This is a genomic window from Nocardia sp. NBC_01327 (assembly GCF_035958815.1).
GTDB lineage: Bacteria > Actinomycetota > Actinomycetes > Mycobacteriales > Mycobacteriaceae > Nocardia.
In genome coordinates this window covers 3,884,162-3,909,631 of sequence record NZ_CP108383.1, presented here as the reverse complement: position 1 = coordinate 3,909,631, position 25,470 = coordinate 3,884,162, and the positions used below count along the sequence as shown (strand labels likewise).

At 66.9% G+C, this 25,470-nt stretch carries 25 protein-coding genes; 6 read left to right on the top strand and 19 right to left on the bottom strand.

Features of this window, described 5'->3' with window-relative positions:
- Window positions 1-133: 133 nt before the first annotated feature.
- From OG326_RS17625 to OG326_RS17595, 7 genes are all read right to left on the bottom strand, one after another.
- Window positions 134-508 carry a BlaI/MecI/CopY family transcriptional regulator gene (locus OG326_RS17625; RefSeq protein WP_327145725.1) on the bottom strand — a complete coding sequence of 125 codons (375 nt, stop codon included), beginning with the start codon at window positions 506-508 and terminating at the stop codon, window positions 134-136.
- Between the two features lie 105 nt (window positions 509-613).
- A complete protein-coding gene (locus OG326_RS17620) occupies window positions 614-979 on the bottom strand; it encodes an ACT domain-containing protein (protein ID WP_327145724.1) in 366 nt (121 codons plus the stop codon).
- A gap of 31 nt (window positions 980-1,010) precedes the next feature.
- Entirely contained in the window at window positions 1,011-1,667 is a 657-nt protein-coding gene (locus OG326_RS17615) for a response regulator transcription factor (protein WP_327145723.1), read from the bottom strand.
- Window positions 1,634-2,779, bottom strand: a complete 1,146-nt coding sequence (locus tag OG326_RS17610; RefSeq protein ID WP_327145722.1) for a sensor histidine kinase — start codon at window positions 2,777-2,779, stop codon at window positions 1,634-1,636. The genes OG326_RS17615 and OG326_RS17610 overlap by 34 nt, the downstream gene beginning before the upstream one ends.
- A 5-nt stretch (window positions 2,780-2,784) precedes the next feature.
- On the bottom strand, window positions 2,785-3,273 hold the full coding sequence (locus OG326_RS17605) for a hypothetical protein (RefSeq protein WP_327145721.1): 489 nt from the start codon (window positions 3,271-3,273) through the stop codon (window positions 2,785-2,787).
- Window positions 3,274-3,501: 228 nt separating this feature from the next.
- The gene (locus OG326_RS17600; RefSeq protein WP_327146512.1) at window positions 3,502-5,400 is read right to left on the bottom strand and encodes a potassium transporter Kup; all 1,899 of its coding nucleotides are present in this window, start codon (window positions 5,398-5,400) and stop codon (window positions 3,502-3,504) included.
- A gap of 135 nt (window positions 5,401-5,535) precedes the next feature.
- Window positions 5,536-7,872, bottom strand: a complete 2,337-nt coding sequence (locus tag OG326_RS17595; protein ID WP_327145720.1) for a galactose oxidase-like domain-containing protein — start codon at window positions 7,870-7,872, stop codon at window positions 5,536-5,538.
- 136 nt (window positions 7,873-8,008) lie between these two features.
- On the opposite strand from OG326_RS17595, the gene OG326_RS17590 reads away from it, so the two are divergent.
- A complete protein-coding gene (locus OG326_RS17590; protein WP_327145719.1) occupies window positions 8,009-8,416 on the top strand; it encodes a hypothetical protein in 408 nt (135 codons plus the stop codon).
- A gap of 169 nt (window positions 8,417-8,585) precedes the next feature.
- Window positions 8,586-9,200 carry a methyltransferase family protein gene (locus OG326_RS17585; RefSeq protein WP_327145718.1) on the top strand — a complete coding sequence of 205 codons (615 nt, stop codon included), beginning with the start codon at window positions 8,586-8,588 and terminating at the stop codon, window positions 9,198-9,200.
- Between the two features lie 9 nt (window positions 9,201-9,209).
- Here the strand turns inward: OG326_RS17585 and OG326_RS17580 are convergent, their stop codons facing one another.
- The gene (locus tag OG326_RS17580) at window positions 9,210-10,310 is read right to left on the bottom strand and encodes a DUF5685 family protein (protein WP_327145717.1); all 1,101 of its coding nucleotides are present in this window, start codon (window positions 10,308-10,310) and stop codon (window positions 9,210-9,212) included.
- A gap of 58 nt (window positions 10,311-10,368) precedes the next feature.
- Window positions 10,369-11,058: a hypothetical protein gene (locus tag OG326_RS17575; RefSeq protein WP_327145716.1), complete on the bottom strand. Its 690-nt coding sequence runs from the start codon at window positions 11,056-11,058 to the stop codon at window positions 10,369-10,371.
- Between the two features lie 243 nt (window positions 11,059-11,301).
- On the opposite strand from OG326_RS17575, the gene OG326_RS17570 reads away from it, so the two are divergent.
- Entirely contained in the window at window positions 11,302-12,291 is a 990-nt protein-coding gene (locus OG326_RS17570; RefSeq protein ID WP_327145715.1) for a dimethylarginine dimethylaminohydrolase family protein, read from the top strand.
- On the opposite strand, the gene OG326_RS17565 is transcribed toward OG326_RS17570, so the two are convergent.
- A complete protein-coding gene (locus OG326_RS17565; RefSeq protein WP_327145714.1) occupies window positions 12,224-13,858 on the bottom strand; it encodes an MFS transporter in 1,635 nt (544 codons plus the stop codon). The genes OG326_RS17570 and OG326_RS17565 overlap by 68 nt on opposite strands.
- Window positions 13,859-13,978: 120 nt before the next feature.
- Here OG326_RS17565 and OG326_RS17560 point away from each other — a divergent pair, with 120 nt between their 5' ends.
- Window positions 13,979-14,467, top strand: a complete 489-nt coding sequence (locus OG326_RS17560) for a MarR family winged helix-turn-helix transcriptional regulator (protein WP_327145713.1) — start codon at window positions 13,979-13,981, stop codon at window positions 14,465-14,467.
- A 97-nt stretch (window positions 14,468-14,564) separates the two neighbouring features.
- Here the strand turns inward: OG326_RS17560 and OG326_RS17555 are convergent, their stop codons facing one another.
- The 8 genes from OG326_RS17555 to uvrC all read right to left on the bottom strand — a co-directional run bounded on the left by OG326_RS17555 (window position 14,565) and on the right by uvrC (window position 23,292).
- Window positions 14,565-14,855 carry a hypothetical protein gene (locus OG326_RS17555; protein WP_327145712.1) on the bottom strand — a complete coding sequence of 97 codons (291 nt, stop codon included), beginning with the start codon at window positions 14,853-14,855 and terminating at the stop codon, window positions 14,565-14,567.
- 95 nt (window positions 14,856-14,950) lie between these two features.
- Window positions 14,951-15,736, bottom strand: a complete 786-nt coding sequence (gene tpiA, locus OG326_RS17550) for a triose-phosphate isomerase (protein ID WP_327145711.1) — start codon at window positions 15,734-15,736, stop codon at window positions 14,951-14,953.
- Window positions 15,737-15,739: 3 nt separating this feature from the next.
- The gene (locus OG326_RS17545) at window positions 15,740-16,966 is read right to left on the bottom strand and encodes a phosphoglycerate kinase (protein WP_327145710.1); all 1,227 of its coding nucleotides are present in this window, start codon (window positions 16,964-16,966) and stop codon (window positions 15,740-15,742) included.
- A gap of 4 nt (window positions 16,967-16,970) precedes the next feature.
- A complete protein-coding gene (gene gap / locus OG326_RS17540; RefSeq protein ID WP_327145709.1) occupies window positions 16,971-17,987 on the bottom strand; it encodes a type I glyceraldehyde-3-phosphate dehydrogenase in 1,017 nt (338 codons plus the stop codon).
- Between the two features lie 172 nt (window positions 17,988-18,159).
- On the bottom strand, window positions 18,160-19,143 hold the full coding sequence (gene whiA / locus OG326_RS17535; protein WP_327145708.1) for a DNA-binding protein WhiA: 984 nt from the start codon (window positions 19,141-19,143) through the stop codon (window positions 18,160-18,162).
- Complete coding sequence (locus tag OG326_RS17530) at window positions 19,134-20,192, bottom strand: gluconeogenesis factor YvcK family protein (protein WP_327145707.1); 1,059 nt, start codon at window positions 20,190-20,192, stop codon at window positions 19,134-19,136. The genes whiA and OG326_RS17530 overlap by 10 nt, the downstream gene beginning before the upstream one ends.
- Entirely contained in the window at window positions 20,189-21,115 is a 927-nt protein-coding gene (gene rapZ, locus OG326_RS17525) for an RNase adapter RapZ (protein ID WP_327145706.1), read from the bottom strand. Before rapZ ends, OG326_RS17530 begins: the two co-directional genes overlap by 4 nt.
- 170 nt (window positions 21,116-21,285) lie before the next feature.
- Window positions 21,286-23,292 (bottom strand): excinuclease ABC subunit UvrC, encoded by a 2,007-nt coding sequence (gene uvrC / locus OG326_RS17520; RefSeq protein WP_327145705.1) that lies wholly within the window; start codon window positions 23,290-23,292, stop codon window positions 21,286-21,288.
- A gap of 175 nt (window positions 23,293-23,467) precedes the next feature.
- Here uvrC and OG326_RS17515 point away from each other — a divergent pair, with 175 nt between their 5' ends.
- Both OG326_RS17515 and OG326_RS17510 read left to right on the top strand, forming a co-directional pair.
- Window positions 23,468-23,680 carry a hypothetical protein gene (locus tag OG326_RS17515; RefSeq protein ID WP_327145704.1) on the top strand — a complete coding sequence of 71 codons (213 nt, stop codon included), beginning with the start codon at window positions 23,468-23,470 and terminating at the stop codon, window positions 23,678-23,680.
- A 110-nt stretch (window positions 23,681-23,790) separates the two neighbouring features.
- Window positions 23,791-24,126: a hypothetical protein gene (locus tag OG326_RS17510; RefSeq protein ID WP_327145703.1), complete on the top strand. Its 336-nt coding sequence runs from the start codon at window positions 23,791-23,793 to the stop codon at window positions 24,124-24,126.
- A 13-nt stretch (window positions 24,127-24,139) separates the two neighbouring features.
- Here the strand turns inward: OG326_RS17510 and OG326_RS17505 are convergent, their stop codons facing one another.
- Window positions 24,140-25,375 (bottom strand): winged helix-turn-helix domain-containing protein, encoded by a 1,236-nt coding sequence (locus tag OG326_RS17505; RefSeq protein ID WP_327146511.1) that lies wholly within the window; start codon window positions 25,373-25,375, stop codon window positions 24,140-24,142.
- Window positions 25,376-25,470: the final 95 nt, after the last annotated feature.

The window sequence follows — 25,470 nt, the reverse complement described above, 5'->3', positions numbered from 1 at the left end:
CTCACCCTGCGGCCACCCGGCCGACACCTTCCGGAAACAATCCACTATCTCCGTACGTACTTAGTTGGTACGCTGAAGAACGAGTACAGGTTTCAGATGAATTCGGAAGGGGCGGGCCCGGTCGGTGAATCGACTAGCGAGTCTTACCCCGCGCGAGTTTGCGCAGTGCGGCGCGCAGCCCCTCGGAATCCTCGGCGCTCATCTGCTGCACAAAGTGCGCCAGCACCAGATCGGAGCGGCCACCGCTGCCCAGCGCCTCACTCATGAGCCGGGCGCTGTACTCCTCGCGGCTCAGAGTCGGCCAGTAGTGGTAGGCCTTGCCGACCCGCTCGCGTTCGAGCCAGCCCTTGCGGTGCAGGTTGTCCATGGTGGACATGACAGTGGTGTAGGCGATTTCGCGTTCGGTGGCAAGACCGTCGAACACCTCGCGGACCGTCGTCTTATCGCCGTGATCCCAAATCCGTTCGATCACGACCGCTTCCAGGTCGCCGAATCCTCGCGAAGCCATTTCTGACGCCTCCTCACCGCACGGCAGGGCCGTTCGCATACGTTCTACGTACGTAGACAGTAGTATGGTGCACCCGCCGCCCGGTCCGCGCAACCGGGACCGGGTCTACTCGGCAATCCGATGCCCGGCATCGCGCAGTACCGCCGTCGCCTCATCCAGCCGATGATCGGGCACCAGCACCAGATCCGCGTGATAGGTCGAGGCGACGAATACCGGAATCGACGACTCCGCCAGCGGGCCGACCACCGCGGCGAGCATGCCCGGCTGATCCAGGCCGTGACTGTCGCCGTCGCTGTAGAAACCCTTCCACCGCTCGCCGTCCACCCACGCCGGGGCATCACGAAGGACGGTGAGCCCCTCGGGCGCCCGGACCAGCGCGATCCACTCGTCGTCCTCCGGGAAAGTGGAATTGGCCAGATGCTCGACCGCGAACTGCGACGGGACGATGCGCAAACGTTGACTGCGAGTCATCCGGACATCGTATGCCGGTGCGGCGACAGCATCAGCGGGCCAGACCGGCGCGATGGGCATACGCGATGGCCTGTCCGCGATCGCGGACGCCGAGCTTGGCGAAGAGCGAATTGATGTGACTCTTCACCGTGCTGACGCCGATGAACAGCTCCTTGGCGATCTCGGTGTTGTTGCGGCCCTGGGACATCAGGCGCAGCACCTCGAGTTCCCGATCGGTGAGGTCCACGGCGGGGGTTGCCGGGGTCTCCAGCACCGCGACCAGGCGGCGGCCGACATCGGCGGCCAGGGTGGTGTGGCCGCTGGCGACCGAGCGTATGGCGGCGGCGATCTCGGCGCGGCCCGCATCCTTGGTGAGATAGCCGCGCGCGCCGGCCCGGAGCGCACCGGCGATCGAGGCGTCGTCGGCGTAGGTGGTCAGCACCAGGACCGCGGTGCCCGGATGCGAGGCCGTGATGGCCGCCGTGGCGGAGGCGCCGTCCACGTTGGGCATGCGCAGATCCATCAGCACCACACCGGGTTCCAGGCGGCGCACCAGTTCGACCGCCTCCGCACCGTCGCGGGCCTCCCCCACCACCTCGATATCGGGCAGCAGGGACAACACCGTAGTCAGCCCGTCCCGCACCGTGGTCTGGTCATCGGCGACCACCACCGTGATCACCGGCGTGGCGCCCGGATTCGCACTGCCCATCGACCCTCCTCCCTACCCGCCTGCACCGTGCCGCCGATCGCGGCGATCCGTTCACTCATACCCAGCAGCCCGGCACCCGATCCGGAGTGCCGCAGCGAACCCCCGTGTGCCGAAAGCGCATTCGAGATCACGAGCTCCACCTCGGTGGCGCTGCCCTGCGCGGTGAGCGTAACCGGCTGTCCGGGAGCGTGTTTGCGGGCATTGGTCAGCGCCTCCTGCACGGCCCTGGAAACGGCCATCTCGACCTGTTCGCTCGCTCTGCCGGTCGCCGCATCGATCTCGACCTGCACTTCGCCACCGGTCGCGCGATGTTCCCCGGCCAGGCGGCGCAATTCGGTGGTGAGATCGGATCCCTCGGCCCGCAGGGCGCCGACCACCCTGCGGGCGTCGGCCAATCCGGACACCGCCAGCGTGTGCGAGGCTTTCACCCGTTCGGCCGCCTGCTCGACCGCACCGGCCTCGAGCAGGGCGTCCGCGGCATCGAGTTGCATGACCAGCCCGCCGAGGGTGTGCGCGAGTACGTCGTGGATATCGCGGGCGATGCGACCGCGTTCGGCCATGGCGGCCGCGCGATCACGTTCGGCGCGAATCACGCGGTTCTGTTCGACGAGTAATCGATTCTGCTCGGCGGCAATGCGCGTCTGCCGACGGGCCCAGCCCATCAGCGCCAGGACCACCACCCCGGTCAGCAGGCCCAGCAGCGACCGGGGCCGCTCGCCCGCCACCACAAGACTCGACACGAACATGAGGACCACGGTCAGCGCGGCCAGGCCGTAACCGAACCAGGCCGGCTTACTCAGCAGGGCGGTCGCCGCCAGCACCGTCGCCAGCGCCGTGATCATCGAACCGTTCGATTGCGCGGCTGTCGCGCCGCCTCCGATAGCCATGGCGCACAGCGAGATTCGCTCACAACTCAGCGCCCCATTCGAGGCGTCGGCGGGGGCCGTCAGCCATCCCGCCCAGCCGATCCACGACAGCACGATGAGCACCGACACCCACAGCGGGTGCCACGACACCGCATCGACGGACCCCAGGACCACGGCAATGAGCCCGACCAGGCGGAACAGCCTGGTCAGGCCCGTGGTGGCTCCGGTGAACGTTGCGACGATCATCGATGTCAGTCTGCCGCAACCATCCGCGAGAGTCCGGCACGACGGGCCAGGACCACGCCACGACCGGCACGATTGAGCGCCAGCATGAGAAGAATGGCGCCGACCGAGGCGACCACGCCCGCGCCGACCGACCGCGCGCACACCTCGACCCCGATACGCACCGCCAGCAGGACCAGCCACAGCGCCGAGCCGAGCCATCCCGTGCGCGCCTGCCACTGACCGTCGATCCAGCGCACCTGGGATACCGCGCCCATGGCCAGGCCGACACCCAGACTCAGCACCGCGGACAAGACCAGCAGCGCGACCGCCGTCCCGCCGAGGGTATCGCCGGCGAGCACCGTCTTCATCTGGAGGACGCCGACCACGCCGAGAACGATCGGGCCGCGCCAGATCCGCATCGGATCGAGCACCTGCCACTGCGTCTGCCGGTACACGATCCAGCCGACCACCAGCACCACAATGACGCCTTCGACTACCGCGTTCTGCAAGTTCATGCCTCTAACATTCGGCGATCCGGCGATCCGGCCCCACCACCCGCGGGTGGAATCCGGGTGGATCTCGAACCGATTTAGTAGAGGTGACCAAAAATAGGATGCCCACGACTTGCCTTCGACCGGGTGGTCTTCACGGTCTGGGACCGGGCTGTCGTCTCGGCGAATCGATCCGCGTTCGAAGACCGATTCGGGGTGGGCGACGTCGGCGGCTAGCCGACTCCCCCTGTCCTACACCTCGATTCGTGAACCGATGAGGACCGTGCGTTCGCCGGGCAGGCCGAAGTATTCGTCGGCAGCCGCGGTGATGTGCGAGGTCGCGATGAACAGGCTCTTGCGCCAGGCCGCCATGGTCGGTGCGTCGCCCTTCTTCAGTTCGATCTTGGACAGGAAGTAGGAGGCGTCGTCGACGGAGATCGGGCCCTCGGTCTTCGCCGGATCGAGTGTGCGCAGCGTGCCGGGGATATTCGGCTTCTCCATGTACCCGAAAGACGCTGTCACGTGGATGATTCCGTCATCGGCGTAGACCAGCTCGTCGATCTGGGTGCGCTCGGAATCGGGGATGCGCGGTACCGGCAGCGTCACGATGGACACGATCACCACATGTTCGGCGAGCACGCGATTGTGTTCCACGATCGCTCGCATCGCCAGGGGCGCGGTCTCATTGCTGCGGCTGAGGAATACCGCGGTGCCGGGGATCCGGACGACCGGCAGTCGATTCTCGTGCAGCGCGTCGATGAACTCGGGCAGCGGGCCCTCCTTCTCCTCCCTTGCGCGAGTGACGATTTCGCGCCCGCGCCGCCAGGTGGTCATGGCAGTGAAGGTGGAGATGCCGATCAGCAGCGGCAGCCAGGCGCCGTGCACCAGCTTGGTCAGATTCGCCGCCAGGAACAGCAGATCGATCACCAGCAGCGGCACCGCGCCCAGGACGACCAGCCACAGCGGGGTGCCCCACCGGGTCCGGGCGATATAGAAGAACAGCAGCGTGGTGATGGTGATGGTGGCGGTCACCGCCATACCGAACGCGAAGGCGAGCGCCGCGGAGCTGCGGAAGGCGAAGACCAGGGTGATCACCGAGACCATCAGCACCCAGTTGATCCACGGCACATAGATCTGCCCGATGGTCGACTCCGAGGTGTGCTCGACCCGCAGGCGCGGCAGATAACCGAGGTGGGCCGCCTGTGCCGCAACCGAATACGCGCCGGTGATCACCGCCTGTGAGGCGATGACCGTGGCGGCCGTCGCGAGCAGCACCATCGGCAGCCGCGCCCAGCCGGGGGCGAGCAGGAAGAACGGGCTGCTCACCGCGGACTGATCACCGAGCAGCAGGGCGCCCTGTCCGAGATAGCTCAGGGTGCACGCGGGCAGTACCAGCCCGAGCCAGCCGCGGGTGATCGCCCGGCGGCCGAAATGGCCCATATCGGCATACAGCGCCTCCGCACCGGTGACCGACAGGACCACCGCGGCCAGGGCGAAGAACGCAATGCCGAAGTGCCCGAACATGAATCCGAGCGCATAGGTCGGCGACAGCGCCTTCAGGATCTGCGGGTGCTGCACGATCCCGCCCACACCGCAGGCGCCGATCGCCGTGAACCAGGCGATCATCACCGGCCCGAACAGCCGGCCCACCGCCGCCGTGCCGAGGCGCTGCACCATGAACAGCACCAGAATGATCACCACGGTGGCCGGCACCACAAAATCCGCCAGCCCGGGGCGCACGACCTTCATACCCTCCACCGCGGACAGCACCGAGATGGCCGGGGTGATCATGCTGTCGCCGAAGAACAGTGCGGCGCCGAAGATTCCGAGCCCGGCAAGGATCGCCGCGGTCCGGCCGCTGCCCCCGCCGGTGCGCCGCAGCAGCGTGATCAGCGCCATGATGCCGCCCTCGCCGTCATTGTCGGCGTGCATCACCAGCGTGACGTAGGTCAGGGTCACGATCGCCATGACCGACCAGAAGATCAGCGACACAACGCCGTAGATATTGGCGGAGTCGAGCGGAATCGGGTGCGGATCGCCGGGGTTGAAGACGGTCTGAATGGTGTAGATCGGGCTGGTGCCGATATCGCCGAAGACGACGCCGAGGGCGCCGACGACGACCGCGGTCCGGACCGGCATCCGGCCGACCATCAGATGGGTCGAGGGAACGACCCGGGGTTCCGTGGTGTTCATGGCACACTCCTCCGTCTGCGGCCCCGAACCTATCGCGTCGCCACCCGTCATGCCCGGTAGCGACGCGGCAGGCGGCCGCAGTGGAGAGAGTATTCAGTCGCTCAGGTGGACCCATCGACCTACGGACGGTATGCCGTTCATGTCCACGACGACTACGAGATACCAGCCGGGCGGCGCGAGGGCGGGACCGGACGGCATGGTCAGGCTCAGCGTGCCGGGCGCGGTGACCGTGAACGGCAGATCGATGAGCCGCTGATTGTTGTCGCAGGAGTGCGTGCACGAGCTGGGATGCATGAGGCTCGCCTCGCGCGGCGTCCCGTTCGTGGAGGCGGTGAGGGCGCCGCCGTAGCCGATGGTCCCGGCAGCCAGTTCCAATTCGGGGCGCGGGCCGCGGAAAAGGTAGGGCGGCCAGAACATTTCGATGCGCAGCTCCTCGGTCTTGCGCAGCGGATTCGAGCCGGCGGTGAGAACCTTGCCGTCGGGCATGAGCAGCGCCACCGAGTGGTACAGCCGGGCAACACGTTCCGGCGCGGTGGGAGTGAAGGCGGTCGCACCGGCGTCGAGGAGCTCGGCGTGCGGCGGGACCATATCGGCCATCTCCTCCATGCCGGAACCGCCCGCCACCAGCACGGTGCGGTCCGGCAGCAGTACCGCGCTCAGGTGCATGCGGGCGAATTCCATGGCGGGCCCGGGCTTGTAGACGGGCGTCGCGGCGGTCAGATCCACGATCTGGGTGTCCGCCGAAGCGGTGCCGGGGCCGTGCGGATCGACATTCCCGCCGCCCAGGAGCATGACCCGCTGCGCCTGCGCGGGCGGCAGCAGCACACTGGTGGACTGACTGCGCGACTCCGGATCGACCATGCCGTCGACCTGGGTCAGGGCGCCCGTCTCGGGGTTCCAGATCGAGGGGTGCATGCCGTTGTTGACGCCGAATTGACCGCCGGTATAGAAGAGCCGCCCGTCCGCGAGCAGGATCAGGTGGCCGTAGGTGGGTATCGGCCCCGGAATCGGCAACTGCGACCAGGTCTCGGTGGCGGGATCGAACAGTTCCGGTGTCTCCGAGAGGTATCCGTCCGTGCCCAGCCCGGATACCGCCACCACGGCGCCGGTCGGCAAGGCCGCCAGGGTCGGGTACCAGCGACCGAACGTCATGTCCGGCATCGTGTTCCAGGTGAGTGTGGCCGGATCGAAGAGCAGCGAATCACGCAGGCCGTAGAAGGGGTCGTACTGCCCGGTGCCGCCGGCGGCGAGCAGGCGGCCGTCGGGCAGGAAGGCCTGACCGGAGCAGAACATGTCGATGGGAGTCACCGGCGCGTCGAGACCCGGGTTCGGGTAATGCCATACGCGAGTGCGGAAGTCGTGCGCGTTCTCCCGATCGGGATCATTGCCCGAACCCGCGAAGAACAGCACATCGCCGGTGTGCAGCAGGGCCGAATGCACCGGATTGATCTCGGTGCCGAAATCGAGAATTCGCCAGACGCCCGCGGTCGGGGCCTGTGCCAGATCGGTTTCCAGGTCCAGCACGCGCAGATATCCGGCATTGCCGCCGTCCGGATGGTCGATGGTGCAGACGACCAGCTGTGGGACCGCTCCGGTGGTGGGCAGCAAAGCTATTGCCGCGCCCTGGTTCTGGGAGAAGCGCCAGTCCGGAATGTGTGACCAGCTGCTCCAGCCGTCCACGCAGTGACCGGTGCCGTCCAGACCCCAGCCGACGGTGTAGACCCCGCCATTGCCATTGTCGGGATGGTCGACCGCGAAGACGATCAGCTCCGGGCGGCCGTCGCCGTCGAGATCGGCGACGGTCATGCCCGCGCCCTGGTTCTCCCAGCCCCACCAGTCCGGAATCTCCAGCCACGGTGTCCATTCCGCGACCGCGGCGTCGGCGGTGAGGCCCTTGGCCAGGCGGAATTGGCCCGAGTTCTGCCCGGGCGGGTTGTCGACCGTCATCATGACCATGACGTTCTGCCCGTCGATCCGGGTGAGGCAGATATCGGCGCCCTGGTTCTCCCAGCCGTACCAGTCCGGAACCTGTTGCCACGGCGTCCAACCGCCGGTGATCGTGCCGTCGGCGGTGAGGCCGCGGCCGACGCGGTAGTAGCCCTGATTCTGGCCGACGGGATTGTCGACCAGGAACACCACCAGATCGAGGCGGCCGTCGCCGGTCAGGTCCGCGAGGGCGATGCCCGCGCCCTGGTTCTCCCAGCCCCACCAGTCGGGCACCGAAAGCCAAGGGCCCCAGGCGGAGACGGTGCCATCGTCCTGCAGAGCGGTGCCGACCCGATAGTTGCCCGTGTTCTGGCCTGCCGGGTCGTCCACCATCAGTACGACGATGTCTGATGTTCCATTGCCGCTCAGATCGGCGACGGCGATCCCACAGTCCTGATTCTGTTGCGAAAACCAGTCCGGAATGGCCACGAATTCCCCTGTCACATCGGCAATCATGGCCCTCCCGGCCGCTATCCGCCCGGCGATGTCCGGATTTTCGTACCGAATCGCTCCGGCGGCGTCTTCCACCCGCTACCCTGCGAAACGCTTGCATTTCACATATTCGACGGGACCTGTATTCATGCGTAAGACCCTGTGGCTCAATGGCGTAGCGCTCACCGCTGTCGCCCTGCTGACCGCGGCGGGACCCGCCTCCGCCACCGCCGCAAGCAGTATGGGCTCCGACTCGACCTTCAAGGTCGGCATCGATATCCAGCCCGGCGTCTACACGACGACGACCGCCGCGAGCATCTGCGCCTGGGCCCGGCTGTCGGCCATCACCGATGACCTCAGCGCCGTGCTGCAGAGCGGCGGCGCGATCAACGGCTACGTCAAGGTCGAGATCCAACCCGGCGATATCGCCTTCTACACCGCCGGTTGCGGCACCTGGACGCTGACAACCACCACCACGATCGGCAGCGGCTCCGGCGGCACCGGCTCCCTGGGCAGCGGCTCCGGCGGCTCCGGGTCCAGCACCCTCTCCTCGTAGCGCTGCAAGATCACCAGGAAGTGGTGGCGGCATTGTGCGAGTGGTCGCCGCCATCAGTTCCTGGTCGCCGTTGTGTTTTGCGGGCCGGGCCGGGAATCCCACCCACGGGTGGAGGCGGGTTGCGCCTGGGGTGGTGGTTCGGGCGGTAATGCGGCGGCATGCTGGGTTCATGGTCGTTAGTGATTTCCTGCAGGCAGCCGCGGGCTGGAGTTTTTCGATCGTAGGACTGGTCTGGGTCGGGACCGCGGTGTGGTTCGCGGCGGTACGGCAGACGAGCCTGCGGGGGAAGATCTGGCATTTCCTGCGCACGCTGCTGCCCGAGCCCTGGATGATCCTGGGTCTCGCGGTGCTGATCGTGGTGCTGGATCTGCTCCCGCACACCATGTGGGACTCGGTCACCTGGAAGTCGACGGGGCTGATCGATGCGGGCTCGGTTCTGGTGATCGCTTCCGCGGCGCTGATGGTGTGGGCGCGGCTGGCACTCGGCACCATGTGGGCGGGGCGGCCGATGATCCAGCAGGATCACGAGCTGCGCACCGGCGGGCCGTATCGGCTGGTGCGCCATCCCATTTACACCGGACTGCTCGGCGCGATCGCCGGTCTCACCCTGACCGCCGGCTTCGGCTCCCAGATGGTGATCCTGGTGTTCGCCATCGCGTGGCTGGGGTGGCGGGTGCACGTCGAGGACCGGATGCTCATCGCCACCTTCGGCGACCGATACCGGGACTATCAGAAGCAGGTGGGTGCGCTGATTCCACTCCCCCGCACCCTGATTCGCGCCTGAGGCCCGCGCTCAGCAGTCGCAGCAGCTGTCGTCGCAGCAGCAGCAACAGCAGTCGTCGGTGCAGTTGCAGCATTCGCAGCAGGCCACGCCCTCGCAGAAGGGGACGCAGAAGCCGCGGCGGCGCTGGGGCGGGTAGTAGCCCTGCGGCGGATAGCCGGGTGGCGGGTAATAGCCCTGCGGTGGTGGATACCCGCCGGGATTGCGGCGGCGCCAGCGACTTTCGACTATGGACTGCGCGCCGTGACCGGTGCAGCCCGACTCCGCGCCGAAGGTGCGGTGGACCGAGCGGCGGAGCTCATGGGTCAGCAGGCGATGAATGAGCCGGCCGTCGGCGAATTCCGCTTCCGCCAGCGCCAATTCGATGCCGAGCAGGGCATCCGAGCACAGCCGGTAGGCCTCGGCGGTATCGGTTCCGGTGGCGGCCAGCGGATTCCACTTGCCGTGGTCGAGATCGTCGCCGAGATCCTCGACCGCGTCCACGAGATGCGCTATGCGGCCGAACATCCGGCCGACCTCGGCGAGCGGCTCCGCATTGGACGGGCGGCCCGCCAGTACCGCGGTATGGCCGAAGGCCGCGGCGGTCGCGGTCTCGGTCGGTTCGGTCACCTCGAGCAGCGAGGTGCCCGGACCGGCCGCGGCCTCAATCGCGGTCTGCCGGTCCACGGCTGTCAGCAGCACCGCCGTGTCGAAACCCAGGCCCGCACCGGAGGATTCACCCTGCCGAGCCCACCGCTGCGCGATGCGCCGGGCGGCGGGCCGCATACCGGCCGTGCCCGCGACTCCGTCGTGGTCGTCCGCGTGGTCGCGCACCTTGGCGGCGGCGAGTACCAGGGAGACCGTTGCCGCCAGGCGCACACAGTCGCCGGTTGCCACATCGGCGCGCCGCATGCCCCGGAGCGGACAGGGACCGGCCTCCCGGCGCGTGGGCGGGGTCGGCGATTGCGCCTCCACCAGGGCGGAGACGATCAAGCCGTCGTAATTTGTTGCTATTCGGGCACTCTGCCCATGATCGTCGCGCAGTGCGAGACACAGTCCGCACAGCTGCGCCAGCCACGCCCGTCCGAGTTCCTCACCCAGCCGGTGACGGCAGGGCCGAATAATGCCGAACATATAAAGACGGTAAGCCTTTTGCGGGCGGTCGGAACATGGAATGAGCCGCAGCGTGAATTCAGCCGAAGGGCGTCGGCGCGTCGCCGGACAGGAGCAGCTGCGGGACCTGGGTGAAGGCCCAGCCATTGCCTGTGCGGGTGAAGACGTACACCATGTCGAAACGCGAACCGGGCCAGGAGGCAGGCGGATTCGGGCTGATCGGGCCGAGGTGGGCGATGATCTCGGCGATATTCTCATGCTCCCAGGAGATGAGGACCGGGCCGGTCGCGTGTGCGAGCCCGGCGGCCAGCTGCGCCTCCTGGCCCTTCTTGAAGCGCTGATCGACCGTCAAGCCCAGCGCCTCCGCCAGCGGGGTTACCGTCTCGGCGGGACGCTTGCTGCCGCCGGATCCCGGGTCGGCGCCGAATATTGTTGCGGGCCTGGATAATCCCGCGCGGAGCGGAGCAGGCTTGGCATCGGCGGTGCGGGGATCGAACAGGCCGATCAGCGCACCCGCCCGGGTCCAGCCGCGGACGGTCAGCGACTCCGCATCGTGGTCGCCGTCGGCCGTGATTCCGTACGGACTTCCGGAACCGTCCGGCTTCTCACCGTGCCGGATGATCATGACGATATCGGCGCCGGAACCGGTCAGGGGTGCGGGCGTCGTCGGCGCGACCGCCTTGGGGTGCTTACCCTTTCCGCCGCACGCGTCGAGCACCGGAACCAGCCCGGCCAGCGCCCCTACCGCGAGCATCGATCGCCGATTCATCCCTCGTCCCATCAGCATCCTTCCCGAGCACCGCGGTCACTGCCCCGAGTCTGGCAAACGACCCTGAGAATGAGCTGCACGCGGCACGACTGCGCGGTCAGGGTTCCTCCGGCCACGGCGAACAGGTCGAGGACGCCGGGGAAGTGGGTGGTGCGGCCCTCCGGTGTAGGTGGCGCGCTGTGGGCAGTCCGGCTCGGCGTGTCCGCCCGGTGCCGCTCCCGGGGTTTGGCTAACGTTGCGCGGATGGTGTCCAACGGTGGGTCGGTCCGGGTGGATAGCGAGTTCGCGACCTTGCGGACGGTGGTCGTGGCGCAGTCGCAGGTGCGTGCGCCGGACGATCTGGCGGCGCTCGGGCATGCGCCGCCGGTGCCGGAGAGTGCGCGGGGCGAGATCCGGTCCATTGCCGGGAAGGATTTCGGGGAGGTGTTTCCCCGGGAGCAGGCGGTGTGGGAGGCGGAGCGGGAGAATCTCGCCGCGGTGCTGCGCAAGTACGGGGTCGAGGTACTGCGGCCGCGCTTGCTGACCGATGCGGAGAAGGCGGCCGGTGGCAGCACCGGGTACGCGAACTTCTTTGTGCGCGATCCGTGGTTCACCGTCGGCGATCATGTCATCGAAGGCGTGCTGCAGTTTCCGCATCGACGGCACGAGATTCTGACCAGCCGCGAGTTACTGGTGGAGCGGGTAATGCCCAGTGCGGCAGCCTATGTGGCACTGCCTTCCCCCGCGATACCGGAGCCCGGTGGCGAGAAGAACGGCGCCGGGCCCTTTTTGGAGGGCGGGGATGTGCTGGTGCTCGGCCAGCACGTGTTCGTGGGCGAATCGGGGATGGCGACCAATCCCACGGGCCGCGAATGGCTCGCCAAATACCTTCGGCCCCACGGCTTCACGGTGACAGTGGTCCCGATGCCGCCGCATGTCCTGCACCTGGACTGCGCGTTCGGACTGGTCCGAGAAGGATTGATCATCACCTGCCCGGACCGGCTGCCCGCGGGTCTTCCTGAGCCCCTGCGGGATTGGGAGCAGATCGTGGTCACCGAGGAGGAGGCCGCCGCCATGGCGACGAACGGCCTGCCCATCGACTCCTCCACCTACATCACGGATCCCGAGTTCGAGCGGGTCGGACATGCGTTGCAGGCGCGTGGAATCACCGTCGAATACCTCGATTTCACGGTGTCACGGAGTTTCGGTGGTGCGTTTCGCTGTTCGACTCAACCGCTGCTTCGGGCGAATTGAGTTGCCGGGGAATCAGTGCGGTGGCCAGTAGTCCCAGCAGGACGAAGGTCGCGGCCAGGTAGCCGCCCAGGGTGATGCCGTTGGTCATGGCGGTGCGGCCGGCCTCGGCAATGGATTCGGTATGCGGTTGGGCGGCAAAGCCTTCGATCGCCGCGCCCGCCGTATCGGTGATGGTGTGCGCGTATTCGCCTGCCTGGACCCGGGATACGCCGCTGTCGGTGAGATGATCGGTGACCTGGGAGCTCAGGGTGGTGAAGAAGACGGTGGTCAGCACGGCGATACCGAGAGCGGAACCCAGTTGGCGGAAGGCGCTTTGAATGCCCGAGGCCTGACCGCTGTCGCTTTCGGGGATATCGGCGAGCACCACATTGGTGACCTGGGCGGTCGCGAATCCCACGCCGATGCCGTACACGCACAGGATGAGCGAGAGCGACCACCAGGAACTGCCGGTGGTGGCGAAGAATCCCAGCGCGGCCAGACCGGCGACCTCGAGACCCAGGCCGAGCCGGACCATAGTGAGCGGTGAGGCCTTACCTGCCATGCCGAAGCTGGCGCCGCTGGCGATGAAGCTGCCGATGGCGACGGGGACCAGGGCCAGGCCCGATTGCACGGCGCTGTAGCCGAGGGTGAATTGCAGCCACAGCGGCAGCACGGCGACGATGCCGAATTCGCCGAGGCCGATGATCAGGGTGGCGATATTGCCATTGCGGAACGAGGGCAGTGCGAACAGGCTCAGATCCATCAGGGCGCCGTCCGGGTGGTCGCCGCGACGTATCAGCATCTGCCGCCGGATGAATCCGGCCAGGAAGACAGCGCTCAGGACAAGTGCGACCAGAACCGGGGAAGGTCCACTCGCCCAGGTGAATCCGCCGATATCCAGGGGATGATTGGTGCCGATCCAGCCGTAGGTGCGGCCCTCCACCAATCCGAAGGCGAGCAGTCCCAGGCCGAGCACCGACAGGATCGATCCGGGCACATCGATGCGGCTGGGCACGCGCGGCGAGGGTGTGAGGCAGGCCAGCACGCCTATCACGATCAGCACGGCCAGCGGCACATTGATGCCGAAGGCCCAGCGCCAGGAGACGTGCTCGGCGAGCCAGCCGCCGAGCAGCGGGCCGAGCGCGGCGGCCGCACCGATGGTGGAACCCCAGACGGCGAACGCTTGACCACGGGCTTTGCCGGTGAAGTTGGCATTCAGCAGTGCCAGCGAGGTCGGCAGGATCATGGCGGCGCCGGCGCCCTGCAGGAATCGGGCCAGGACAAGCAGGCCGCCGCCGGGCGCCAGGCCCGCCAGAATGCTGGTCACTCCGAAGACGATCACACCGGCGACGAAGATTCGGCGTGCGCCGACAATGTCGGCAATGCGGCCGACCAGCAGTAGCAGCGCCGCGAAGACGATCGCGTAGGACTCCTGAATCCATTGCGCCTCAGTCGAACCCGTATGCAGGTCCTCGATGATCGACGGGATGATCACATTCACGATCGTGGTGTCGACCACGATCAAGGCCACGCCGAGGGCGATGGCGATCAAGCCGAGCCAACGGCGGACGGATGACGCCTCGCTCACTTGTTCTCTCCAATACTTCCATGGTGGAACTATTCCATGAGCAAAGTAGATTGGAGGACGATAGGTTGTCAAACAGAGCAGTCGGCGCCGGGCCGATATGAGGAAGGCGGACAGAGACGGATGGACCAGCCCGTATCAGATCCCCGCGCGCAGCAGCAGCGCCTGCTCGACGGCCTGCGCGCCTACGGTGCGAACTACCGCGAGTTCAGCCGCCGCTTCGCCGCCTGGCTGGGCCTGCACGCCACCGACGCCGAGGCCCTCATCGAAATCCTCACCGCCGAGGAACGCGGCACCACCCTCTCCCCCGCCCGGCTCAGCGAACGAATCGCCCTGTCCAACAGCGCAACCACCGCCCTGCTGAACCGCCTCGAACAGGCCGGCCACATCGTCCGCACCCGCGAACACGACGACCGCCGCATCATCACCCTCCGCAGCAGCTCCCACGTCCAAACCCTCGCCGACGAATTCTTCACCCCCCTCGGCAAACGCGTAGAAGCCGCCATCGACAAATACTCCCCCGACCAACTCCGCCAATTCGAAGACTTCGTCACCGACCTGCGCGCCGCCATGAACGCCCAACTGGCTCAGCCCACCGACCCCCAGCCCTGATCGCGGCGGCAAGCGAGCTGGGTTCGCACAGCCGCAATGGCCTTCCAGCCGATATCGACAGGCACCCAGTTATACGTAATTGTCATCCGGCCGAACTTCACTGCTCGGTGCCGGGACCCGCCTCGTTCCCCCCGAGCCGCGCGGTCAACTCCCGTACCTGAGCAACCGCCCTGTCCCGCTCCCCCACCACAGACTCCAGCGCAGCCTGCACATCCCGCAGCCGCTCCGCCAAGCTCGTCACCTCCGCAGCCGCAGCATCACGATCTGCCGCCACAAACCGCAGTTCCGCATTGCACCGATCGAAGTAATTCAGAACCTGATCCCGGTCATATCCCTCGCGCACGATCGCAAATGGCAACGAGACAAGCGGATTCCGGTCACTGGACACAGATTCGACGGTACGCCGCCCGGCGGTGTTGCGCGGGACGATGCGAAAGGGCCGGACATCCGAGTGGATGTCCGGCCCTTTCGGGGTGGAGAGTGTTACGGGAGGGGGCCGCCGGCGGCGATGGCTGAGAGGGTGGCGAATTCGTCGCCCTTCAGGGAGGCGCCGCCGACGAGGGCGCCGTCGATATCGGTTTGACCGATCAGTTCGCCTACGTTCTTGGCGTTGACGGAGCCGCCGTAGAGGACGCGGACGCCTGCTGCCACTTCGGGATTCGCCAGGTCGGCGAGTTCCTTGCGGATGGCGCCGCAGACTTCCTGGGCGTTGGCGGGGGTGGCGACCTTACCGGTGCCGATGGCCCAGACGGGCTCGTAGGCGATGACGACCTTGGAGATCTCCTCGGCGGTCAGGCCCTTGAGGGAGCCGCGGAGCTGTTCGAGGTTGTAGGCGACGTGGGTCTTGGACTCACGGACGCCGAGACCCTCACCGATGCAGACGATCGGCGTGATGCCGAACTTCAGCGCCTGCTTGGTCTTCTCCAGAACCGTTGCGTCGCTTTCCAAGTGGTACTGGCGACGCTCGGAGTGGCCGACCACCACGTAGCTGCACCCCAGCTTGGCCAGCATGGAACCGCTGATCTCGCCGGTGTAGGCGCCCTCGTCGTGGGTCGAAACATCCTGCGCGCCATAGGTGAGCAGGAGGCGGTCGCCCTCGATGAGGGTCTGCACGCTGCGCAGATCGGTGAACGGCGGGATCACCGTGACATCGACCTTCGCGAAGTACTTCTCGGGCAGGGCGAACGCGATCTTCTGCACCAGGGAGATGGCCTCGAGGTGATTGAGGTTCATCTTCCAGTTGCCGGCGATCAAAGGCTTACGTGCCATGGTTCAGTCCTCCACTGTGTCTTCTTCAAGCACAGCGATGCCCGGGAGTTCTTTACCCTCCAGGTATTCCAGCGACGCGCCGCCACCGGTGGAGATGTGCGAGAACCCGTCGTCCGGCAGACCCAGCGAGCGCACGGCCGCGGCCGAATCGCCGCCGCCGACCACCGTGAACGCGCCCTTGCCGGTGGCGACCACGATCGCCTCGGCAACACCGCGGGTACCGGCGGCGAACTGCTCGAACTCGAACACGCCCATGGGCCCGTTCCAGAACACCGTCTTCGCCTCGGTCAGCAGCGCGCCGAAGCGAGCCGTCGACTCGGGGCCGATGTCCAGACCCATCCAGCCGTCCGGAATCTCGTTGGCGGGCACCACCTTCGACTCGGCATCCGCCGCGAACTTGTCCGCCACCACGATGTCGCGCGGCAGATGGATCACGTCGGCGTACTTGTCGAGCAGATCCTTGCAGGTGTCGATCATCTCGGCCTGCAGCAGCGAGCCGCCGACCGAAAGACCCTGCGCCGCAAGGAAGGTGAAGCACATGCCGCCGCCGATGACCAGCGTGTCGACCTTCGGCGCGAGCGCCTCGATGACCGCCAGCTTGTCGGAGACCTTGGAACCGCCCAGCACCACCGCGTACGGCCGCTCGGACTGCTCGGTGAGCTTCTTCAGCACCTCGGTCTCGGCCGCGACGAGCCCACCAGCGTAGTGCGGCAGCAACTTCGCCACGTCGTAGACCGACGCCTGCTTGCGGTGCACCACACCGAAACCGTCGGAGACGAACGCGCCGTCATCGCCGACCAGCTCGACCAGCGCCGCGGCCAGCTTGGCCCGCTGCGCATCGTCCTTGCTGGTCTCACGCGGATCGAAGCGAATGTTCTCCAGCAGCAGCACATCACCGTCGGTGAGGCCCTCGGACCGCGCGAGCGCGTCCTGACCCACCACATCACCGGCGAGCTGGACATTGCGGCCCAGTTCCTCGGCGAGACGCGCGGCTACGGGAGCGAGCGAAAGCTTCGGGTCCGGCTCACCCTTCGGGCGACCCAGATGCGCGGTGACAACCACCTTCGCGCCGGCCTCGGCCAGCGCCCTGATGGTCGGCGCCGAGGCGATGATGCGGCCCGGGTCGGTGATGACGCCGTTGTCGAGGGGAACGTTCAGGTCGGAGCGCACAAGTACGCCCCGGCCCTCGACACCCTCGTTCAGCAGATCCTGGAGTGTCTTGATCGCCATACGCTTACAGGGACTTACCGACGAGACCGATGAGGTCGGCCAGGCGATTGGAGTAGCCCCACTCGTTGTCGTACCACGAGGCGACCTTGACCTGGTTGTCGATGACAACGGTCAGCGGCGCGTCGTAGATCGAGGAGTGCGGGTCGGTCACGATGTCGGAAGAGACGATCGGATCGGTGTTGTACTTCAGGATGCCCTTCATCGGGCCGTCCGCGGCAGCCTTCATGGCGGCATTGATCTCATCGACCGACGCGGTCTTGGCCAGATCCACGGTGAGGTCGGTGAGCGAACCGGTCGGGACCGGCACGCGCAGCGCATAACCGTTCAGCTTGCCGAGCAGCTCCGGGAGCACCAGGCCGATGGCCTTGGCGGCACCGGTGCCGGTGGGCACGATGTTCAGCGCGGCGGCGCGGGCGCGACGCAGATCGGCGTGCGGCGCGTCCTGCAGGTTCTGATCCTGGGTGTACGCGTGGATGGTGGTCATCAGACCACGCTCGATGCCGAAGGAGTCGTTGAGCACCTTGGCAATCGGGCCCAGGCAGTTCGTGGTGCACGAGGCGTTCGAGATGATGTTCTGCGAGCCGTCGTACTTGTCATCATTGACACCCATCACGATGGTGATGTCCTCGCCCTTGGCGGGCGCGGAGATGATGACCTTCTTGGCGCCGGCCGCGATGTGGCCCTTCGCCTTGGTCGCATCGGTGAAGATGCCGGTCGACTCGACGACCACGTCGACGCCCAGCTCGCCCCACGGCAGCGCCGCCGGACCCTCACGCAGGGCCAGCGCCTTGATGCGCTGCTCGCCCACCACGATGTAGTCGCCGTCGACCGAGACGTCCTGCGGCAGCCGGCCGAGGATGGAGTCGTACTTCAGCAGGGTCGCCAACGTCTTCGTATCGGTGAGGTCGTTGACCGCGACGATTTCGATGTCAGTGGTGCCGAGCGCCTTCTGCGCTTCGACGGCCCTGAAGAAGTTGCGTCCGATACGACCGAAGCCGTTGATACCTACCCGGACAGTCACGTTATCGCTCCTCAGCTATCAAGCGGATCGTTTCCCTTGTTGTCTCACCCTAAACCCGTAACGGAAACGTCACAGACACACCCCTGCCCGATGTGGGGGCGGAGACGGTCGGTTTGCTTCCAGTTACACCAAGGCACCGCAACCCATGGGGGTTGCGGTGCCTTGGTTCAGGTCACGCCTCTTCGAGCAGCTCCGCGGTGACGGCGGATTCGGTGTCCGGTACGCCCAATTCCTTTGCGCGCCGGTCCGCCATCGAGAGCAGGCGTCGAATGCGGCCTGCCACAGCGTCTTTCGTCATCGGCGGCTCGGCCAGCTGGCCGAGCTCCTCCAGTGACGCCTGACGGTGCAGGACGCGCAACTTGCCGGCGGCGGCCAAATGATCGGGCACATCGTCGGCCAGTATTTCCAGTGCGCGCTCCACGCGGGCTGCGGCGGCTACCGCGGCCCGAGCCGAACGACGCAGATTGGCGTCATCGAAATTCGCGAGACGGTTCGCGGTGGCGCGGACCTCGCGGCGCATGCGCCGCTCCTCCCACGTGAGCCTGGTGTCCTGCGCACCCATGCGGGTGAGCAGGGCGCCGATGGCCTCACCATCGCGTACGACTACGCGGTCCGTTCCGCGTACTTCGCGCGCTTTGGCCGAGATGCCCATGCGCCGGGCCGCGCCGACAAGCGCGAGCGCGGCTTCCGGACCGGGGCAACTCACCTCCAGCGCGGAAGACCGGCCCGGTTCGGTGAGCGAGCCGTGCGCGAGAAACGCTCCGCGCCAAGCGGCTTCGGCATCACCGATGCTGCCGCCGACCACCTGTGCGGGCAGACCCCGCACGGGACGACCGCGCACATCGAGCAAACCGGTCTGGCGCGCCAGCGCCTCGCCTTCCTTGGATACCCGTACGACGTACCGGGAGGTTTTCCGGAGCCCGCCGGCGCCTAGGACATGCACATCGGAGCCGTAGCCGTACAGCTCGAAGATCTCCCGACGCAGGCGCCGCGCAATGGAACCCATGTCCACTTCGGCTTCCACGATCACTCGACCACCGACGATGTGCAATCCACCGGCGAACCGCAGTAGCGCGGACAGTTCCGCCTTGCGCGAGCTCACCTGTGAAATGGTGAGCCGGCTCAGCTCGTCCTTCACTTCCGCTGTCATCGCCACGAGACGCGCTCCTTTCCACCCAACCCGGTGCGCACATGTTGGCCCATATGCCGTCCTTCGACTCGAAGACCTGCTGATTCCGGCCGAGGTTGCCGGATCACCTGATCCAGTGCGGCGGCAAGCTTTCCGGGGTGGTGCCGGTCTGTCCCGGCCTCGGCAACATCAGCGAAGGTTACTCGTGCTCGCAGCTGTTCGGCAGCTCTTGCTACATGTTCGCGTTCCCTACCCTCGGGTACGGATCCTGAATCGACCAAAACATGGTCCACCGTGAAATCCGGTGCGTGCTGGGACAATACATGTAGGTGCCGTTCCGCGGAGAATCCGGCCGTTTCGCCCGGTTCCGCAGCGAGGTTGAGCACCAGCACTTTCCGGGCACGCGTATGCAGCAGAGCTTCGTGCAAATCGGGCACGAGCACATGCGGGATGACACTCGTGAACCAGCTGCCGGGCCCGAGCACCACCACGTCCGCATGCTCGATTGCCGAGGTAGCCTCCGTGCAGGCGGGCGGATCGGACGGAATCAGGCGCACCCGGCGGACCTTGCCCGGGGTGGTCGCGACCGCGACCTGACCCCGGATACAACGGCTCACCCGGGGGTCGCCCTCGAGCCCCGCCACATCCGCTTCGATGGTCAGAGCGATCGGTGACATCGGCAGCACTCGGCCGGTGATGCGGAGGATCTTCCCGGCCTCGTCGAGCGCGGCCACCGGATCGCCCAATTCCTCTGTCAAGCCCGCCAGAATCAGATTGCCGACCGAATGCCCGGCCAGTGCTCCGGTACCGCCGAAGCGGTGCTGCAGGGTGCGCGCCCAGATGCCGTCGGACTCCTCGGCCAGGGCCGCCAGCGCCATGCGCAGGTCGCCGGGCGGCAACATGCCGAGTTCGGAACGCAGTCGCCCGGAGGAACCACCGTCATCGGCGACCGTCACCACCGCCGTGATCTTGCGGGTCAGCCGGCGCACCGCGGTCAGCGTCGCGTACAGACCGTGTCCGCCACCCAGCGCCACGATCGCGGGGTTGGCATGCCGATTCGTTTCGCGCGCAGTCATTCTCGCCCCAAATCCCGATGGACCACGCGGATCACGTCCCCCGATCCGGGGTTCGCGCCGGCGCCGAGTAGTTCACCCAGTGCCTCCGCTATTGCCACACTGCGGTGTTTACCGCCCGTGCAGCCCACTGCCACGGTCATGTATCGCTTCCCCTCTTGGCGGTAGCCCTCGGTGGTGAGGTCGATGAGGTGGCGACCGGTACCCAGATAGTCCTGGGCCCCCGGACGCGACAGCACATACTCACTGACCGCGGCATCCTGTCCGGTCTGTTCGCGGAGTTCCGGGACCCAATGCGGATTGGGCAGGAAACGCAAATCCAACACCATATCGGCGTCCAGTGGTACTCCGTACTTAAAACCGAACGATTGGATTGTTAATTGCAAGGCGGTCTTGGCGTCGCCGCCATACGCCTCTTCCAGCTTTCGGTGCAGTTGGTGAATCGATAGTGCGGTGGTGTCGATCACGAGATCGGCCGCGGTCTTCACCGAGTCCAGACGGCGGCGTTCCGCGGTGATGCCCGCGGTCAGCGTGCCGTCGGCACTCTCGCTCTGCAGCGGATGACGCCGCCGCGCGAACCCGTATCGACGAATCAGGACATCGTCGGAGGCCTCCAGGAAAAGAATGCGGGTGCGCACGCCCGCGGAACGCAGTTGTTCGGTGACCGCCGAAAGATTTCCGGTGAAGAAGCGGCTGCGCACATCCATCACCATGGCGAGCTTGCGAATCGGCGGGTCGGCACTGTCCCCGAGTTCGACCATGCGGCCGATCAACTCGGGCGGCAGATTGTCGGCAACGTAATAGCCGAGATCTTCGAGCACCTTGGCAGCGGTACCACGACCCGCCCCGGACAAACCGGTGACGATGACCACCTCGACCTGTTGTGGCTGACCGAGGTTCTTACTACTGGCTTCGACGCGCGTCATGTCCTACCGGGTTCGTGTCTGGGGTTCCCTCGATCATCCTGCACCGATAACCCAAAACATCGCAGGCGCACGCACGAGGAGAGACACAGCTGTAATTCTGTCGCTCCACCTGCACAGACGGCGTGTCGCGCAACATGCCATCGGCGTGTCGCGCGAGCGCCGAATGTGGCCTACTCCGGGCGCAAAGCGGCCAGCACCGCCTTCGCCGTGGCCACCCCGATGCCCGGGACCTCGGTGATCTGCTCCACCGTAGCCTCCTTCAGCTTCGCGACGGACCCGAAGTGCGTGACCAGAGCGGTCTTGCGGGCCGCGCCCAGACCGGGGACGGCGTCCAGCGCCGAAGCGGTCATGCGCCGGGAGCGTTTGCTCCGGTGGAAGGTGATGGCGAAGCGGTGCGCCTCATCACGCACGCGTTGCAGCAGGTAGAGCGATTCGCTGGTGCGGGGCATGATCACCGGATCCGGCTCATTGGGCACCCAGACCTCCTCCAGGCGCTTGGCCAGGCCGATGACCGCGACATCGGTGATGCCGAGTTCATCGAGGACCTCGGCGGCGGCATTCACCTGCGGCGCGCCGCCGTCGACCACGTAGAGGTTGGGCGGATAGGCAAAGCGGCGTGGTTTGCCCGTCTTCGGGTCTATGCCCGGAAGGCCCGATTCCATTGGGTCCGAACCGGATTCGAGCGCGGCCAGATCGGCGGCCTCCGCCGCGTCCAGATCGCGGCGCAGCTTGCCGAAGCGCCGCCGGGTCACCTCGGCAATGCTGGCCACATCGTCGGAGCGGCCGTCGCCGGCGGCCTCCTTGATGGCGTAGTGCCGATACTCGGACTTGCGCGCCAGACCGTCCTCGAACACCACCAGCGAGGCCACCACATCGGTGCCCTGCACATGGCTGATGTCGACGCATTCGATGCGCAGTGGTGCGCTGTCCAGATCGAGGGCGTCCTGAATGCCCTGCAGCGCCGCCGAGCGAGCGGTGAGATCGCCTGCGCGCCTTAGCTTGTGCTGTTGCAGCGATTCCTGCGCATTGCGCTGCACGGTCTCGGCGAGGGCCTTCTTGTCACCGCGCTGCGGCACCCGCAGCTGCACGGCCGAGCCGCGGATCCCGGTCAGCCACTGCTGCACCTGCTCGGCATCGCGGGGCAGCGCGGGCACCAGCACCTCGCGCGGCACCACGGTACCGGGCTGTTCGTCACCGGCCTGCGCGGCGAGGGTGGACTGCTCACCGTAGAACTGGGTCAGGAACTGTTCGACCAGGACCGGCAGCTCGCCGCCGGAGTCGATCTCGTCGATGGCGTCACCGGATTTATCGACCACCCAGCCGCGCTGACCGCGGACCCGGCCGTCGCGGACGTGGAAGATCTGCACCGCGACTTCCAGTTCGTCGATGGCGAACTCGACCACATCGGCATCGGTGCCGGTGCCCAGCACCACGGCCTGCTTCTCGAGTGCCCGGCGCAGTGCCTGCACATCGTCGCGCAGCCGGGCGGCGGTCTCGAATTCGAGTTCCTCGGAGGCGGAATGCATCTTCCGCTCCAGCTCCTTGACCAACCGGTCGGTCTTGCCGGAGAGGAAATCGCAGAAGTCCTCGACGATCTGCCGATGCTCGTCGGCATTCACCCGGCCGACGCACGGGGCGGAACACTTGTCGATGTACCCGAGCAGGCAGGGGCGGCCGATCTGGTTGTGCCGCTTGAAGACTCCCGCGGAGCAGGTGCGCACCGGGAACACCCGCAGCAGCAGATCCAGCGTCTCGCGAATCGCCCAGGCATGCGCGTACGGCCCGAAGTACCGGACGCCCTTCTTGCGGGCGCCCCGGTAGACGAACACTCGCGGGTACTCCTCATTGAGGCTCACCGCCAGCACCGGATACGACTTGTCGTCGCGGTACCGCACATTGAAGCGCGGATCGAACTCCTTGATCCAGTTGTACTCGAGCTGCAGCGCCTCCACCTCGGTGGACACCACGGTCCACTCCACGCTGGCCGCCGTGGTCACCATCTGGCGCGTACGCGGGTGCAGCGAGTACACATCCGCGAAATACGAGTTCAGCCTGCTGCGCAGACTTTTCGCCTTACCGACGTAGATGACCCGGCTGTGCACATCACGGAACTTGTACACACCGGGTTCAACGGGAATCGTCCCCGGCGCGGGCCGGTACGTCGCGGGATCTGCCACGCCCACAGGTTAACCAGCCCCTCCGACAGCCCGGCAGCACCGGCTCACTCCGGCGCCACGCGATGGGAATCTCCTTGCGACACGGCCGGGATCGGCGGCGCGCCGGGGACCGCATCCGGGAGCCGCGCGGTGACGAAGGTATCGACAAGATCAGCCGACAGAAGGGAGCACTGACATGATCCGCCTTCGCCTTCGCCGCCGGTGGCTTGCGATCGGAGCCGCAGTGACCATGGCGGCCGCCGCGCTGGTGGCCGTGTCCATGCCGGCCGCCGCGGAATCGGAGGATGCCTCGACCTTCGTGTCCGGGGACTACCTGGTGCACACATCGATCCCGCTGGAGTGCGCCGGGCCGGCGGCCGCCGCGCCGCGGCAGCTGCGCATCGCGTAGACACCACCGGTCCGTGCGCGTGTACTCCCACGTCGGAGCGGCATATGAGGCCACTATGGGGGCCGCACTGTCATCGGACGATCTATCCACGCACAAGGAGAGAGTTGAAGATGAACCGTCCTTACCGCCGATCGCTCGCGGTCGGCTCGGCCCTGGGTCTCGGAGCCGCGGCCCTGGTCACCATTGCCACCCCGGCCTCGCAGGCCGAGGAGGCGTGCCGCATCGACCGGACGCTGGATACCGCGACCTACACCTGTCCCGCCGACGGCCACTGGTATGCCGCCGTGGTGCAGTGCCTGGGCACGCGGCAGGTCGGCAACGGCCAGCAGGCCCCGACCTACATCGTGGGCGACTCGCCGCGCCCGCTCATGCCCATGACCATCGAGTGCACCGGCGACGGCCGCAAGGGCATTGTGCTCAACGCCTACACCGACGGCCCGTTCTGACGAAGCATCCCGGTTAGACGCGCAGGCGCGAGCTCAGCTCGCGCCTCAGCGCGGGCGCGAGATCGCCGCGCTCCCCCACCTCGAAGGTGTCCAGCGCGAGCCAATCGGCCATTTCCCGCAGCGCCCCAGCAAGTTCCGCCACCACCCGGGCATTGTTGTGGCCGGGTTCGGCGAAGGCGCCGGGCACCCGCAGCACCCCGGTATTGCGGTCCGCGCGTAGGTCGACCCGGCCGACCAGTTCACCGTCGAGCAGGAACGGGAAGACGTAATAGCCGTGCACGCGTTTGTGTTCCGGCGTGTAGATCTCGATGCGGTAGTGGAAATCGAAGAGGCGCTCGGTGCGGGCGCGGAAGAAGATCAGCGGATCGAAGGGGCACAGCAGCGCCGCCCCGGTGATACCGCGCGGGGTGCGCGCTTCGGTGTGCAGATAGGCCGGTTTGTCCCAGCCCGCCACGGCGACCTGGGTGAGCTCACCCGCGTCGAGCAGATCCGCGATGGCGGGTTCGGTCTGACGGCGGTTCAGCCGGTAGTAGTCGCGCAGATCGGTTTCGGTGCCGATGCCGTGCGCGGCCGCGGCCCTGCGGACCAGTTCCCGGACGGCGTCGGCCTCGTCGATCTCGCGCGCGTACACCTCGGGCGGAATGACGCGCTCGGACAGATCGTAATGCCGTTGGAAGCCAACGCGTTTGGGTGCGGAGACCTCCCCCGCCGCGAACAGCGCCTCGCACACCACCTTGGTATCGCTGTAGTTCCAGCCCCAATGATCCTTGGACCGTGGACGATCCAGTTCCAGATGGCGCTCGATCTCCCCCGCGGTGCTCGCGCCGAACTCCTTCAGCACACCCTTGACATCATCGGCGAGCCCCGGATTGCGCTGTGTCACTTGCCGCATACCGTTCCAGCGCCCGTGCCGGTACTCCACCATGCGCCAGCGCATGAGCGCCCAATCCTGCACCGGAATCAGCGCCGCCTCGTGCGCCCAGTATTCGACGAGCTTGCGCGGACGGCGCGCGGTATCGCTCCAGGCGGCCTCGTCCAGCAGTGCGGTGTCGTAGGCGCCGATCCGGCTGAACACCGGCGCGTAGTGCGCCCGCACCACCGCGGACACCGAATCGAGCTGCAATAGCTTCGTGCTCTCCAGCGCTTTCCACACCGTCCGCCGCGTCGCGGGAGCGCTGGGCCGGGCCGCGGCGAACCCCTGGGCGGCCAGGGCGGTGCGACGCGCCGCAGCGACGGTCAGGGTCGGGATCCCGCTTGAGGAAATCGGCACACTCAGACCATGCCATGTCCGACCGACAGACAAGTTCGATACAGTCGTGTATCGAGTTTCTACAACCCTAGGGA

Excerpts from the sequence above, each read along its gene's own strand:
- OG326_RS17620 (WP_327145724.1), bottom strand. The coding sequence starts at position 979 with ATGACTCGCAGTCAACGTTTGCGCATCGTCCCGTCGCAGTTCGCGGTC.
- OG326_RS17600 (WP_327146512.1), bottom strand. The coding sequence starts at position 5,400 with ATGGTCGGCCGGATGCCGGTCCGGACCGCGGTCGTCGTCGGCGCCCTC.
- OG326_RS17610 (WP_327145722.1), bottom strand. The coding sequence starts at position 2,779 with ATGATCGTCGCAACGTTCACCGGAGCCACCACGGGCCTGACCAGGCTG.
- OG326_RS17615 (WP_327145723.1), bottom strand. The coding sequence starts at position 1,667 with ATGGGCAGTGCGAATCCGGGCGCCACGCCGGTGATCACGGTGGTGGTC.
- OG326_RS17515 (WP_327145704.1), top strand. The coding sequence starts at position 23,468 with ATGATCCGCCTTCGCCTTCGCCGCCGGTGGCTTGCGATCGGAGCCGCA.
- OG326_RS17580 (WP_327145717.1), bottom strand. The coding sequence starts at position 10,310 with ATGTTCGGCATTATTCGGCCCTGCCGTCACCGGCTGGGTGAGGAACTC.
- OG326_RS17585 (WP_327145718.1), top strand. The coding sequence starts at position 8,586 with ATGGTCGTTAGTGATTTCCTGCAGGCAGCCGCGGGCTGGAGTTTTTCG.
- rapZ (WP_327145706.1), bottom strand. The coding sequence starts at position 21,115 with ATGACGCGCGTCGAAGCCAGTAGTAAGAACCTCGGTCAGCCACAACAG.
- OG326_RS17510 (WP_327145703.1), top strand. The coding sequence starts at position 23,791 with ATGAACCGTCCTTACCGCCGATCGCTCGCGGTCGGCTCGGCCCTGGGT.
- OG326_RS17570 (WP_327145715.1), top strand. The coding sequence starts at position 11,302 with ATGGTGTCCAACGGTGGGTCGGTCCGGGTGGATAGCGAGTTCGCGACC.
- OG326_RS17605 (WP_327145721.1), bottom strand. The coding sequence starts at position 3,273 with ATGAACTTGCAGAACGCGGTAGTCGAAGGCGTCATTGTGGTGCTGGTG.
- OG326_RS17560 (WP_327145713.1), top strand. The coding sequence starts at position 13,979 with ATGGACCAGCCCGTATCAGATCCCCGCGCGCAGCAGCAGCGCCTGCTC.
- OG326_RS17625 (WP_327145725.1), bottom strand. The coding sequence starts at position 508 with ATGGCTTCGCGAGGATTCGGCGACCTGGAAGCGGTCGTGATCGAACGG.
- OG326_RS17575 (WP_327145716.1), bottom strand. The coding sequence starts at position 11,058 with ATGAATCGGCGATCGATGCTCGCGGTAGGGGCGCTGGCCGGGCTGGTT.
- OG326_RS17545 (WP_327145710.1), bottom strand. The coding sequence starts at position 16,966 with ATGGCGATCAAGACACTCCAGGATCTGCTGAACGAGGGTGTCGAGGGC.
- OG326_RS17590 (WP_327145719.1), top strand. The coding sequence starts at position 8,009 with ATGCGTAAGACCCTGTGGCTCAATGGCGTAGCGCTCACCGCTGTCGCC.
- OG326_RS17530 (WP_327145707.1), bottom strand. The coding sequence starts at position 20,192 with ATGACTGCGCGCGAAACGAATCGGCATGCCAACCCCGCGATCGTGGCG.
- tpiA (WP_327145711.1), bottom strand. The coding sequence starts at position 15,736 with ATGGCACGTAAGCCTTTGATCGCCGGCAACTGGAAGATGAACCTCAAT.